Here is a 13,848-nt window from a genome sequence, read left to right as displayed (position 1 = left end):
CCGGCGGCTCTGCGGTGTCGCTCGGGCAGGAGTACCCGGCGTGATGTTCGCGCAGGGCAGACAACTGTGCATCCAGGTTACCCCGAATCATCGGTCGGGATTCCCCGCCGAAACGAATGCCATTCAGTAAAGCGAGCGGCTGGCGCGCAGTGCGGTGGCAGGCGTGAGCACGGCCTGGTAGTGCTCGAGTAGCTCATCGCAGATGCGCTCCCACGACCGGTCGAGCACGCGCCGGCGGCCTGCTTCACCCATCCGGGCACGCAGCGCCGAGTCGCCCGCAAGGCGCGCGACATAGCGGCGCATCGAATCGGCACCGCGGCGGCGGCTCGGGTCAAAGAGGTAGCCGTCACCACCGTGGGTCACGAGGTCGATCGGCCCGCCTGCGAGCGGTGCCACTACCGGCAGGCCGGATGCGTGGGCTTCCTGCAGCGTTTGCCCGAACGTTTCCTCGGTGCCGGTGTGCACAAACACATCGAACGCCGCGTAGGCGGTCGCGAGATCGTTGCCGGTTTGGCGGCCGAGGAAGGTCACCGGCATACCTCGCAGCGCCTCGCGCACCGCGGCATCACTCGGACCGTCACCCACGATGGCGATGTGGATGCCATCAATACCGCGCAACGTCGCAAGCCGCTCGACCTGCTTCTCGGGCGCCAACCGCCCGACGTAGCCAATAACCACCTCGCCATTCGGCGCGAGATCGGCGCGCAGATTCTTCGTCGCCACCTCTTCGCGGTTGCTCGGGTGGTAGGTCACGAGGTCGACGCCGCGGCCCCAGCGCTCGACGCGCTCGACACGATTGCGCGCGAGATCGCGAATGGATGCGGTCGACGGCGCGAGCGTTCGATCAGCGTTGTTGTGCACGTAGCGGATGACGGTCCAGGCGAGCTCGCGCATCGCGCCGACGCCATTGCGCGAGGTGTAGCCGGCGATATCAGTCTGGAAGATGGCCACAGTGGGGATGCCGCGGCGCTTCGCCGCGAGCACGGCGTGGCCACCGAGCAACATCGGCGAGGCGGCGTGCACGATATCGGGCTGAAATTCATCGAGGATGCGTTCGACTGCTGCCGACGGCAGACCGACGGGGAAGTCCCGCATCCCAAGCGCTGCGACCTCGCGTACCGGGAACCCGGCGTAGCTTGCCGGCGCATCGGCGGCCGGGCAAATGACAATTGCCTCGTGGCCGCGCAGGGCCAAGTGGTCGAGCACCTTCTTCACGCTGTTCGTCACACCGTTGACGGTGGGGAGGAAGCTTTCGGTGACGACGGCGACTCGCATAAAGAATGACCCTAAGGTGAATAGGTAGCCTCAGCATGAACCGGGGGAGAACCCCAGTCAACGGTCAGGCGCTGGGGAATCGACGCGCCGTGCCGCTACCTTGGTGGGCATGTCTTCGAACCTCGACCTGTTCTACGCGGTCATTCCGGCCGGTGGCGTGGGCTCGCGGCTATGGCCGCTGAGCCGTGCCAGCCAGCCGAAGTTTCTCCACGATGTGGCTGGCACCGGCGAAACGCTCTTGCGCTCGACTTGGCTACGGCTGACGCCACTGTGCAGCGCCGATCGCATCATGGTCGTGACCGGATGCAAGCACGCCGACGAGGTGCGAAGCCAGCTGCCTGAGCTTGACGAATCGAACATCGTGCTCGAAACCGAGGGACGCGACTCGACCGCGGCCATTGGTCTTGCGGCCGCGATTCTCGAGCGCCGTCACCCGGGCGCGATCATTGGTTCGTTTGCCGCCGACCACCTCGTGCACTCGGATGTACGCTTCCGCCGGGCGGTGCGTGAGGCTGTCGCTGCGGCCGAAGATGACTACATCGTGACGCTCGGGATTCAGCCGGTCGAAGCCTCGACGGCCTTCGGCTATATCCGCGCCGGTGAGCCGCTCGTCATTGAGGATGCGCCCTCGGCTCGTGCCGTTGAAGCCTTCGTCGAGAAGCCGAAGCTTGCCACTGCGCGCCGCTATCTCGCATCCGGTGAATACCTCTGGAACGCGGGCATGTTCATTGCCCGCGCTAGGCGCCTGCTCGAAGTGCTCGCCGAGAACGCACCCGAACTCGCGGCTGGCATTGAAGAAATCGCGGATGCGTGGGACACCGACGCGCGCGATGAGGTCACGGCGCGCGTGTGGCCGGGCCTCGAGAAGATTGCGATTGACTATACCGTCGCTGAACCCGCGGCGAAGCAGGGTGCGCTCGCGGTGATCCCGGGCTTCTTTGGCTGGGATGATGTGGGCGACTTCGCGGCCGTCTCGCGTGTGCACCTCGGGGCCGACTCGGATGCTGAGATCAATGTGATTGGTGATGTCGATCGGGTCGTGTCGACCGGGTCGACGGGCCTCGTGATCGGCCAGACTGAGCGGATTATTGCGGTGGCGGGCATCCCAAATGTCATCGTCGTGGATACTCCGGATGCGCTGCTCGTCACCACGCGCGAGCACGCCCAGGATGTGAAGCAGATCGTGGCTGCGCTCGGCAAATCGGAGCATCCCGAGGTGCTCTAGGGGGTTGGCTGCGGGGGTCTCGATACGCGGCCTGCGGCCGCTACTCGACCACCCAGGCTATTGGTTCGTCGAGCGGTGCCCTGAGGTTCTCGAAGGGTAGCGAAGCGTATCGAGACGCCCTCGCGCATATGTGCAACATCCACAACTGGAAGTGCCCTATGAACACGATTCAGTTTCGATGCATGCCAACCCCCAGTTTGGTGCGAATAGCCTGGCTACACTTTCGCCAGACGAGTCCGCGCAGAGGCGGCTCAAGCTAGGAGGACCCATCGTGATCACTCGTAAGAAGCTGCTGGCTGCAGTCAGCGTTGCTGCAGTAAGCGCTCTCACTCTTGCTGGCTGTGGCCAGGCTCCCGGCAGCCCCGACGCAACCGGCGGCACCGGTGGCGGCGAAGGCGCCAGCGACTTCCTCGCCTGCATGGTGTCGGATGAGGGTGGCTTCGACGACAAGTCGTTCAACGAACTCTCGTTCACCGGTCTGCAGAAGGCCGAGTCGGAGCTCGGCATCCAGATCAAGACTGCGGAGTCGAAGTCGGAGGGTGACTACACCGCCAACCTCACCGCCATGACGCAGGCCGGCTGCAACATCATCATCCCCGTGGGCTTCAAGCTCGCCGACGCGACCGCCGAGGCCGCCGCCGCGAACCCTGAGACCCACTTCGCGATCGTCGACGTCGACTGGGTCACCGCCGACAACGTGCTCGGCCTCAACTACGACACCGCACAGGCCGCTTTCCTCGCGGGCTACGCCGCGGCTGGCCAGTCGAAGTCGGGCATCGTCGCGACCTACGGTGGCGCCCAGCTGCCGACCGTGACCATCTTCATGGACGGCTTCCACGACGGCATCAAGTACTACAACGAGCAGAACGGCGCGAACGTGCAGCTGCTCGGCTGGGATGTTGACGCCCAGACCGGTTCGTTCGTCGGTGACTTCTCGAACCAGTCGAAGGCCAAGTCGATCACCGAGGGCTTCCTCGCCCAGGGTGCCGACATCATCCTCCCCGTTGGTGGCCCGCTCTACCAGGGTGGCGTTGAGGCCATCAAGGACGCGAACAGCGAAGCCCTCATCATCGGTGTTGACAGCGACCTCGCCGTGGCCGACCCGTCGGTTGCCGACCGCGTGTTCGTCTCGATCCAGAAGGGTCTCGACGTCACCGTGTTCGACGCCATCAAGGCCGCCGTTGACGGCAGCTTCGCCGCCGGCACCTACACCGGCACCCTCGAGAACGACGGTGTGAAGCTCTCGGGCTTCGGTGAGTTCGAATCGCAGCTTCCGGCCGGTATGACCGAGAAGCTCGACGAGATCAAGGCCGGCATCATCGACGGCTCGATCGAGGTTGTCTCGCCGTCGTCGCCCAAGCCCGCAGCGTAACCGTCCTCGTACGGTCCACACTGCGTTCGCACTGAACACTGCGTTGAGCCCGTCGAAACCTGAGTTTCGGCGGGCTCAACTGCATCCCAGCCAATCGACACGATCGAGCGGCCACTACCACTGCCCCGACCCTGGGATGGAGTCATGAAACTCGAACTGCGCGGCATCACCAAGCGCTTCGGCAACTTCACCGCCAACGACCGCATCAATCTCATCGTCGAAACCGGCGAGATCCACGCCCTCCTCGGCGAAAACGGTGCCGGCAAGTCCACGCTCATGAACGTGCTCTACGGCCTTTACGACCCCGAAGAGGGCGAGATTCTGCTCGACGATGTCGTGCAGGACTTCGACGGACCGGGTGACGCGATGGCCGCGGGCATCGGCATGGTGCACCAGCACTTCATGCTCATCCCGGTGTTCACCGTCGCCGAAAACCTCATGCTCGGCCATGAACCGGTCAAGGGCCTCAGCGTCCTCGACCTCGACGCCGCCCGCACGCGCGTGCGCGAAATTTCTGAGCGCTTCGGCTTCAATATCGACCCGGATGCGCTCGTTGAAGAGCTCTCGGTCGGTGCCCAGCAGCGGGTCGAGATCATCAAGGCCCTCTCGCAAGATGCGAAGGTGCTCGTGCTCGACGAACCCACCGCCGTGCTCACGCCGCAGGAAACTGACGAGCTCATGGAAATCATGGATGAGCTGCGCAAGGAGGGCACCTCGATCGTGTTCATCTCGCACAAGCTCCGCGAGGTGCGTCAGGTGAGCGACAAGATCACGGTGATCCGTCGCGGCAAGGTGGTCGGCACTGCCGAGCCCACCGCATCCAATGAAGAACTTGCGGCGCTCATGGTGGGCCGCGCCGTCGACCTCAGCGTCGACAAAGATCCGCCGAAGCTTGGCGAGGAGGCCTTCAAGGTTGACGGCCTCACGGTGTTCGCCCCCGACAACTCGCTGCGCATCAACGACCTCTCGTTCACAATTCGTGAGGGCGAGGTGCTCGTTGTCGCAGGTGTGCAGGGCAACGGCCAGACCGAGCTCACCGAAGCGATTCTCGGCTTGCAGCCGCAGGTGCGCGGTTCGATTTCGCTCTACGGCAAAGAACTGCTCACGCAAACGGTGCGCAAGACTCTGGATGCGGGGGTCGGGTTCGTGCCCGAAGACCGCACGAAAGATGGCATCGTCGGTGAATTCACCATCGCCGAGAACCTCGTGCTCGACCGCATCGACCAAGCGGAATTCTCCAGCGTCGGTGGCCTGAAGCTCGGCGCCATCAAGGACTTCGCCGCGAAGTCGATTGACGAGTTCGACATCCGCACGCCGTCGATTGAGACGCATGCGGGCCGCCTCTCGGGCGGTAACCAGCAGAAGGTCGTGCTCGCCCGCGAACTCGGCCGTCCGCTCAAGATGTTCATTGCATCCCAGCCGACTCGCGGTCTCGACGTCGGTTCGATCGAGTTCGTGCACGAGCAGATCATCGCGGCGCGCGACTCGGGCATCCCGGTGCTCATTGTCTCGACCGAGCTTGACGAGGTGGTCGAGCTCGCCGACAGCATCATGGTGATGTACGGCGGCCGCTCGATGGGCATCGTGCCACCGACCACGAGCCGCGAAGTCCTTGGCCAGATGATGGCTGGCATCCCGCATGACACGCTCTCTGAGGAAGGAGCCGTCGCGTGACCGACGCACAACTCACTCCCGTGCCGCCGCCGGAGCCCACGAAAAAGGAGCTCAAGGAGGTCGATCAGCACCCCTGGCAGGGCGTGTGGCGCGACATCCTCGGCGGCAACCTGTTGCGTTCGCTACTCGCGGTGCTCGCGGCAATTCTCATCGGTTCACTCATTGTGGTGTTCACCGAAGAGCGCGTCATCAACGCGATGGGCTACTTCTTCGCCGCACCCGGTGACACCTTCTCGGCGATTGGCCAAGTCATCGGCTCGGCCTATCAGTCGATCTTCCAGGGCGCGATCTACCACCCGCGCACCGGCTTCACGCCGCTGCTGTCGACGCTCGCCTTCGCCACGCCGCTCATCGCGGCCGGTCTCGGCCTTGCAGTGTCGTTCCGCGCTGGCCTGTTCAACATTGGTGGTCAGGGACAGCTGCTTGCTGGTGCCATGATGGCAGGTTGGGTCGGCGCGATGTGGCAGCTGCCACTGGGCCTGCACCTTGTCGTCGCGATTCTTGCCGGTATCGCCGGTGCCGCAATCTGGGCTTCGATCGTCGGTTGGCTCAAGGCACAGACCGGTGCCCACGAGGTCATCCTCACGATCATGTTCAACTGGATCGCCCTGTGGTCGGTGACCTACCTGCTCAAGCAACCGCTGTTCAACGGCCCGAATGCGGCAGGTAACCCGAAGTCGAAGCCGATGCTCGAAACGGCAGTCATGCCCTCGATTGGTGGTGTCTCGATCGGCATCCTGCTCGTCATTGCGGCCGCGGTGGTGTTCTGGTGGATCTTCGAGCGCTCGACGATTGGCTTCCGCATCCGCGCCGTGGGGATCAACCCGCACGCCGCCCGCACCGCCGGTATCAATGTGAAGACGGTCACCGTCGTCACCATGGCGCTCTCGGGTGCCTTCATCGGTCTCGCCGCGGCGACCCAGGTGCTCGGCGTCTACCCGCGCGGCTTCACCGACAAGGTCGACGAAGGCATCGGCTTCAGCGCGATTACCGTGGCGCTCCTCGGCGGAAACCATCCCGTCGGCGTCGTGCTCGCCGGGCTCCTGTTCGGTGCGCTGCGCGCCGGTGCTGCGGCCATGGAAGTGAACGCTGGTATCTCCCGCGACATCATCCCCGTGATCCAGGGCATCATCGTGCTCTTCGTGGCTGCGCCGCCGCTCATCCGCAGCATCTTCCGCCTGCCGAAGCCCACGGGCATCCGCCTCGCTGACCGCCTCGTCGGGGCACGAAAAGACGACTCTAAGAACGAGAACGAGAAGGTGAACGCGTCATGACCTCCGCGACCACACCCACCGTCCCGGCAGACCACCCCGAGCAGGTAACCTCGGCGACCGCTCCGCGCAAGTGGAAGACGCCGATTCTGCTCGCGGTGCTCACGCTCATCGCGCTCATCCCGTTCACCCTCATGGTGGCGCCCGAAAACATGACGGGCATCAACATCGTGGGCGACCAGCGGCCAGAGGCGGTCGTGCCATCGCAGTTCACCAACCTGCTGCTGTGCATCCCGCTCATCGCCATCACCGCATTCGCGGCGCTACGCGCCTGGCAGCGGAAGCCCATCTCGATCTGGTTCCTCGCGATCTTCGGGTTCTTCTGGCTGAACATCCTCATCCTCTGGATCGGTAACGGCGCTGCGGTGCCGGTGGCACTCACGTGGCTACTCACGAGCACCGTCGCCCTCGCGACCCCGCTCGTGTTCGGTGCGATGGCCGGTATCGTCTCGGAGCGCGCGGGCGTCGTCAACATCGCCATCGAAGGTCAGCTGCTCGCGGGTGCCTTCACCGGTGCGCTCGTCTCATCGCTCACGCAGAACGCCTACGTCGGTCTCATCGCCGCGATGATTGCTGGTGCGCTCGTCTCGCTCATCCTCGCCGTATTCGGCATTAAGTACTGGGTCGAGCAGGTCGTCGTCGGTGTGGTCATCAACATGATCGTCATCGGCCTCACGAGCTTCTTTCTCAAGGGCTTCATGAGCGACCGCCCCGAGATCTTCAACAACCCGGTGAAGTACCCGCGCTGGAACATCCCGCTCCTCTCCGATATCCCGGTGCTCGGTCCGCTCCTGTTCCAGCACACGCTCATCACCTACCTCATGCTCATTGCGGTGCCACTGCTCACCTTCCTGCTGTTCCGCACCCGCTGGGGCCTGCGCACCCGCGCGGTCGGTGAGCATCCGAAGGCTGCCGACACCGTCGGAATCAACGTCAACCGCACCCGGTTCAACGCGGTGATCCTCTCGGGCCTCATCGCCGGTGCCGGTGGCACGTTCTACACCCTCGGCGAGGTGGGAAAGTTCAGCGACAACATCACCTCGGGTCACGGGTATATCGCCCTTGCCGCGGTGATCTTCGGTCGCTGGCACCCCATCTACGCCACGGCTGCCGCGCTGCTCTTCGGATTCGCGAACGCCGCCGCGGCGCTCGCGAGCCAGGTTGGCGCCGCGGTGCCGAGCGAGTTCCTCGCGATGGTGCCGTACATCATCACAGTGTTTGCGGTGATCGGCTTCGTCGGTCAATCGCGTGCACCCGCCGCCGACGGCGTGCCATATATCAAGTAGGGCCATGACTGAGATCGATTGGGATGCGCTCCGCGCCGCCGCCGCCACGGCGATGGCGCGGGCGTACGCCCCCTATTCCAACTATCCGGTCGGTGCCGCGGCGCTCGTCGACGATGGCCGCATTGTCGCGGGCTGCAATGTCGAAAACGCCGCCTATGGCGTGGGCCTGTGCGCCGAATGCGGCATGGTGTCGGAGCTCGCGGCGACCGGCGGCGGCAAGCTCGTTGCCTTCAGCTGCTGCGATGGCGCGGGCGACTTGCTCATGCCCTGTGGCCGCTGCCGACAGCTCCTCAATGAGTTCAAAGCACCGGGGATGCTCGTTGACACCCCCGCGGGCATCCTGCCCTTTGAAGCGATCTTGCCGCAGTCGTTCGGACCCGAGAACCTCGGGCGCTGAGCCGCATCCGTTCTTGTCACTAAGGAGAAGCTGTGACCGAAGCATTTGACGTTGTTGACCTGATCCGCCGCAAGCGCGACGGTGGAGCGCTCTCGACCGAAGAGATCGACTGGCTCGTCTCGCGGTACACGAGCGGCTACGTCGGCAACGACCAGATGGCCGCAATGGCAATGGCGATCTTCATTCGTGGCATGGAGCGCCGTGAGATCCACGACCTCACCTCGGCAATGATCGCCTCGGGCGAGCGGATGGACTTCTCGTCGCTGTCGAAGGCGACGACCGATAAGCATTCGACCGGTGGCGTGGGCGACAAGATCACCCTGCCGCTGGCGCCGCTCGTGGCCTCGTTTGGGGTGGCCGTGCCGCAGCTTTCGGGGCGCGGTCTCGGTCACACCGGCGGCACCCTCGACAAGCTCGAATCAATTCCGGGCTGGCGCGCGAACCTCACGAACGACGAGATGATGCGGCAGCTCGAAGACGTCGGAGCGGTGATTTGTGCGGCCGGCTCGGGCCTCGCCCCCGCCGACAAGAAGCTCTACGCGCTACGTGACATCACCGGCACCGTCGAGGCGATTCCGCTCATTGCCTCGTCGATTATGTCGAAGAAGATCGCTGAGGGAACCGGTGCGCTCGTGCTCGATGTGAAGTACGGCTCCGGCTCGTTCATGGGGGCGCTTGAGCGCTCGCGTGAGTTGGCTCGCACCATGGTCGATCTCGGCACCGACGCGGGCGTGAACGTCTCGGCCCTGCTCACCAACATGGATGCGCCGCTCGGCCTCACGATTGGCAACGCCAACGAGGTGCGCGAGTCGGTCGAGGTGCTCGCTGGTGGCGGACCGGCCGATGTGGTTGAACTCACCGTGGCGCTCGCGCGCGAAATGCTCGAGCTCGCCGGAGTGCACGACGCGGATGTCGAGTCGCATCTGGCCGGTGGCCAGGCGATGGACACTTGGCGCGGCTTCGTTATTGCCCAGGGCGGCGACCCGGATGCGCCGCTACCGACGCCTGCGGAATCGCTCGAAGTGCGCGCTGAAGCTGATGGTGTGGTGACACGACAGGATGCGTACTCCTTCGGCGTCGCGGCCTGGCGCCTCGGGGCTGGGCGTGCGCGGGCTCAGGACCCGGTCGTGCACGCGGCCGGTATTGACCTGGCGGTGAAGCCGGGTGACACGGTACGCCGCGGCGACCTGCTTTGGACACTGCACGCGAACGATGCCGCAAAGTTTGAGCGGGCGCTTGAATCGCTCGAGGGTGCGGTCGACTTCGCGCCGGTCGGCACCGAGGTGGAGTTGCCGCCGCTCGTCGCGGAGCGCGTGAGCGCGAACTAGCGGCGGCGAACTAGTCAGCCGAACGTGCCGCGATGAGCGAGGCCCAAAGGGCAAATGCCTCATCCGGCTCGTCAAGCTGCAATTGCCACTCGTCGACCGCCTGTTTGACGCGATAGCGCACCGTGTTTTCGTGTACTTGCAGCGACTGCGCCGCTCCCGAGGCGCCGCCGTGTTCAAACCAGGCGAGCAGGGTGTCGCGCAGTTCTCGGGTACGCCGATCGCTGGCGGCTGCCAACGCCCGGTGGCGCAGATGCGGGTGCTCGTCGAGCATCGCCGCAATAGCCTGTGCGAAAAGCGCGGCGTGCACATCAGCGCTCGAACGCACCGGATGCTTTGGGTCGTGCTGCAGACGCAAGATCGAATCGGTCTCGCGGCGGGCCGTGGTGAGTTCATCCTCGGCCAAGAGCGGTGACGAGATCGACACCCGCACCGGCGTCGTGAACGCGCGCGCGGCCGCGCGCAGGGTCGCGGCGAGAGCATCCCGCAAGCGTTCTGGCGTGCCGCCGACGGTCGCCACATAGCAGGTGCCTCGCACCAAGGCGACGGCGGCGACTGAGACGCGGGCGCGCAATTGGCGGTCAACGAAGGTGTGGAGCTGACGTTGATCGGCCGGGCCACCGCTCTCGCCGACAAAGCGCAGTGCCGCAAGACGCAATTGCGCGTCGGGTGCGAGGTCGAGCGCAGCGAGTTCGTCGCCCGCGGCATCACCATCAAGCAGACGCGCGAGTGCTTGCTCGCGTCGTCGAGATTCGGCATCGAGGGCTCGCCAGCTTGCGAGCAGGTGTCCAGCCGCCAGGCGCGCGGCACGTTCGAGGACTTCGTGTTGAGCTTCGGGCAGCGGTGCCTGCGTGTCTGTGCAATCAGGATCAATCGCCCAGATACTGCCGAGTTGCAGGTTTCCGGCCCGAATTGCGATGCCCGCGCGCGCGAGTTCGTCTTCGAACTGCGGAAATCGCACGGGTCCATCGGCGCGGAGCACTTCGCGATACTGCTCGTAGTTTCGCGAGGAATCAGGAACCTGGCGCGTGCGGATGTTTTCGAATCGGAGCTCGTCAATGTGTTGACCCGGCACCGTGGAATAGGCGAGGAGCGTGCGCGCATGGTTTTCAATCGCGACGGCCCCGCCGAACACCTCGGCGACGGAATCGGCCAGCGCGTAGAGGTAGTCGGGCTGGAGGAGCGTTGCGGAGATTCCCGGCGCGTGCTCACCGATGGCTCGTGTGACAACGGCCTCAAACTCGGTCCAGCTCACCCCGTCTCGCAGGCGCAGGATGGGCAGTTGCGGTTGTTCGCCAAGCGTGTCGAGGAATTCATCCTGGCCGCCGCCGCGAATGGCGAGTCCGGCCGCGCGGCGGGCTGCGGCGGTCGCGTGCAATCGCCGCAGGGTAGTGCGATCGATCAGGCGCCACGACGGCAGGATTGTGAGCACACCTTCGGCGATCGACTCATCGGCTTCCGCATCGAAGTAGTCGACCGCGAGTACGGGCGTATCGACCTGCGACGGACTCGCAATGCGTACGCAAGTGGCGGCTGCATCCGTGGTGAGCAGCGTCTCGATCGTGAGCGTGGTCTCCTCATCACTGCCGGGCAAATCTGTAGAACTCGCTAGATCCATATTCAAAGTTTAGCGATACCACCAAATTATTCGGGTCACGGCGCTCGTAGCGTGAGTGCTGTGCTGAGGCAACGTCGCTTCAGCGATCGAAAGGATCCGACGATGACAACGCGTCGTTCGCTCATGAACCGCCTTGGCCACGTGCTCCCGGCAACTGCCGAAGTGACCAACGGAAAACTGCGAATTGGTGGCATTGCCGTAAGTGAGCTCGTGGCGGAGTATGGCACCCCGCTCCATATCTACGACGAGGAAGCGCTTCGGGCGCAGATGCGCAGCTACGTCGACGGGATGCGGCAACGCTGGCCAAACTCTGATGTCTTGTTTGCGTCGAAGGCCGCGCCACTCGTCGCGATTTATGCCATCGCCGCTGCCGAAGGCATGGCCATTGATATCGCTGGCAGTGGGGAACTTGAGCTCGCGTTGGCGGCGGGTGTCGACCCCGAGCGCATCTACTTTCACGGCAACGCGAAGACCGACTATGAGCTAGCGCGCGCGATCGAAGTTGGCGTCCACATGATTGTCGTTGATAGCGAGGATGAGCTCGATCGCCTCGAGCGCTTGGTTCCCGCGACGCACAAGCAGCGACTCTTGCTCCGCGTGATTCCGGGCGTGGATGCACAGACGCACGCGAGCATGAACACTGGCGGGAGTGACTCGACGTTTGGCCTGCCGCCCGCCCGGGTGCACGAGCTCATTGAAGATCTCCGAGACCACGATCGGCTCGACGTTGTCGGGGTGCACGTACATATCGGCTCGCAGATTCTCAACACCGGGCAATTCGCTGAGGCGGTCGCGGCCCTCGCGCCTATCGGCGGTCTCAAGGTGTATGACCTCGGCGGCGGCCTCGGAGTCGCCTACCACGAACACGAAATCGCGCCTTCGGTCGACGAGTACCTGGATGCACTCATTGCGGCCGCCCGTAAGCACCTGCCGGCCGACGCGCAATTGCTCATTGAGCCGGGTCGCTCAACCGTTGCTCGCGCGGGCGTGACCGCCTACCGGGTCGTGGTGGTAAAGCAGACCGGCAAGCGTTTCGTCGCAGTCGACGGTGGCATGGCCGACCAACTCGAGGTGCCGCTTACCGGAGTTCGCTTCGACGCGATCCTCGCTGATCGTGCCGACGAAGCACCAGACACGGAGGTTCAGCTCGTAGGCCGCCAATGTGAGTCGGGTGACCTGCTCATCGACGATGCCCGCCTGCCGAGCCCGCGAGTCGACGACATCGTCGTCATGCCGGTGACCGGCGCCTACAGCTACACCATGACGAACAACTACAACGGCGCGCTGCGCCCGGCGGTCGTCATGGTGTCGAACGGTAAAGCCCGGCTCGCCGCCCGCCGTGAAGAAGTGGCTGACCTGCTGCGCCTGCACGAGCCCGCTGGTGGGTACGACTGGCGCAATCCGCAACTCACTGCATCCAAGTGATGAACACCACCGCAACGCTGCCAAGGCAGTTCCGACCAGCGCACAACGCAGTGCGCGCACTCTGAGGAGACAACATCATGAAGAACCGTGCACTTATCGCACTGCTTGCGGTAGCGCCCCTGGCGCTGAGCGGCTGTGCCGCTGGTGGCGCCGCTGAGCGCGAGCCGCTCACGAGCGGCGTTGATCAGGCGGCAAAGGATGCGCTACCGGCCGATATCCGAGACATTGGCGTCCTCAACGTGGCCATTGACTACCCCTACCCGCCGTTCGCGTATGACGACGAAAACGGCAACCCGGTCGGGCTCGACGTCGACCTGGCTTACGCCATCGGTGAAAAGCTCGACATTCCGGTGAAGGTGAATAAGCAACCCTTCGATACCGTCATCGCGAGTCTGCAGGCGAACACGAACGACATCATCATCTCGGGCATGAACGACACGCTCGAACGCCAAGCAACTCTCGACTTCATCGAATACCTCTACGCGGGCTTTGCCATCGCTGTGCCGAAGGGCAACCCCGATGGTGTGAAGACCGTGACCGATCTGTGCGGTCTCACGATTTCTTCGCAAAAGGCTTCGACCACCGGGGACATCCTGGTCGGTCTCAATGACGACTGCACGGCTGCCGGCAAGCCCGAGATCAAGATTCACGAACTCGCGTCGGTGCCTGACTCACAGACCGCAGTGCAGGCGGGCAACGCGGATGCATTTATCGGTGACGCTCCGATCATGGCGAATCTCGTGCAGACCGCCGGCAATGGCACGCTCTTCGAACTCCTTGAATTCCCCGAGATGCCCAACGGTTTCGACCCGGTGTACACCGGCATCGGCGTGCTCAAGGCCGATGAGGGCCTGAGTAACGCGATTCTCCTCGCGATGAAGTCAATTGAAGCTGACGGTAGCTACGCCACCCTGCTCGAAAAGAACGGCCTCACGCAGTACGCCGTGAAGCAGGTAGACCTCAACCTTGCGGAGCGATGA

At 64.3% G+C, this 13,848-nt stretch carries 11 protein-coding genes; 9 read left to right on the top strand and 2 right to left on the bottom strand.

What is annotated here, in order from left to right:
• Positions 1–123 precede the first annotated feature (123 nt).
• Complete coding sequence (locus EG850_RS07355) at positions 124–1,275, bottom strand: glycosyltransferase family 4 protein (RefSeq protein ID WP_124972060.1); 1,152 nt, start codon at positions 1,273–1,275, stop codon at positions 124–126.
• A gap of 109 nt (positions 1,276–1,384) precedes the next feature.
• Here EG850_RS07355 and EG850_RS07350 point away from each other — a divergent pair, with 109 nt between their 5' ends.
• From EG850_RS07350 to EG850_RS07320, 7 genes are all read left to right on the top strand, one after another.
• Complete coding sequence (locus EG850_RS07350) at positions 1,385–2,500, top strand: mannose-1-phosphate guanylyltransferase (protein WP_124972058.1); 1,116 nt, start codon at positions 1,385–1,387, stop codon at positions 2,498–2,500.
• 271 nt (positions 2,501–2,771) lie between these two features.
• Complete coding sequence (locus EG850_RS07345; RefSeq protein ID WP_328588376.1) at positions 2,772–3,872, top strand: BMP family lipoprotein; 1,101 nt, start codon at positions 2,772–2,774, stop codon at positions 3,870–3,872.
• Positions 3,873–4,016: 144 nt separating this feature from the next.
• A complete protein-coding gene (locus EG850_RS07340; RefSeq protein WP_124972054.1) occupies positions 4,017–5,546 on the top strand; it encodes an ABC transporter ATP-binding protein in 1,530 nt (509 codons plus the stop codon).
• Positions 5,543–6,820 (top strand): ABC transporter permease, encoded by a 1,278-nt coding sequence (locus EG850_RS07335; protein ID WP_124972052.1) that lies wholly within the window; start codon positions 5,543–5,545, stop codon positions 6,818–6,820. The genes EG850_RS07340 and EG850_RS07335 overlap by 4 nt, the downstream gene beginning before the upstream one ends.
• Positions 6,817–8,103: an ABC transporter permease gene (locus EG850_RS07330; RefSeq protein ID WP_124972050.1), complete on the top strand. Its 1,287-nt coding sequence runs from the start codon at positions 6,817–6,819 to the stop codon at positions 8,101–8,103. The genes EG850_RS07335 and EG850_RS07330 overlap by 4 nt, the downstream gene beginning before the upstream one ends.
• A 4-nt stretch (positions 8,104–8,107) precedes the next feature.
• A complete protein-coding gene (locus EG850_RS07325; protein ID WP_124972048.1) occupies positions 8,108–8,500 on the top strand; it encodes a cytidine deaminase in 393 nt (130 codons plus the stop codon).
• A gap of 32 nt (positions 8,501–8,532) precedes the next feature.
• Positions 8,533–9,828, top strand: coding sequence for a thymidine phosphorylase (locus EG850_RS07320; RefSeq protein ID WP_124972046.1), 1,296 nt, complete (start codon positions 8,533–8,535; stop codon positions 9,826–9,828).
• Positions 9,829–9,838: 10 nt separating this feature from the next.
• Here the strand turns inward: EG850_RS07320 and EG850_RS07315 are convergent, their stop codons facing one another.
• Complete coding sequence (locus tag EG850_RS07315) at positions 9,839–11,443, bottom strand: PucR family transcriptional regulator (RefSeq protein WP_124972044.1); 1,605 nt, start codon at positions 11,441–11,443, stop codon at positions 9,839–9,841.
• A gap of 102 nt (positions 11,444–11,545) precedes the next feature.
• On the opposite strand from EG850_RS07315, the gene lysA reads away from it, so the two are divergent.
• Both lysA and EG850_RS07305 read left to right on the top strand, forming a co-directional pair.
• Positions 11,546–12,868 carry a diaminopimelate decarboxylase gene (lysA, locus tag EG850_RS07310; RefSeq protein ID WP_124972042.1) on the top strand — a complete coding sequence of 441 codons (1,323 nt, stop codon included), beginning with the start codon at positions 11,546–11,548 and terminating at the stop codon, positions 12,866–12,868.
• 77 nt (positions 12,869–12,945) lie between these two features.
• On the top strand, positions 12,946–13,848 hold the full coding sequence (locus tag EG850_RS07305) for an ABC transporter substrate-binding protein (protein WP_124972040.1): 903 nt from the start codon (positions 12,946–12,948) through the stop codon (positions 13,846–13,848).

This window comes from Gulosibacter macacae, from assembly GCF_003865375.1.
Lineage (GTDB): Bacteria > Actinomycetota > Actinomycetes > Actinomycetales > Microbacteriaceae > Gulosibacter > Gulosibacter macacae.
The sequence above is the reverse complement of the archived record's forward strand: the minus strand, read 5'-3'. Positions and strand labels throughout refer to the sequence as shown.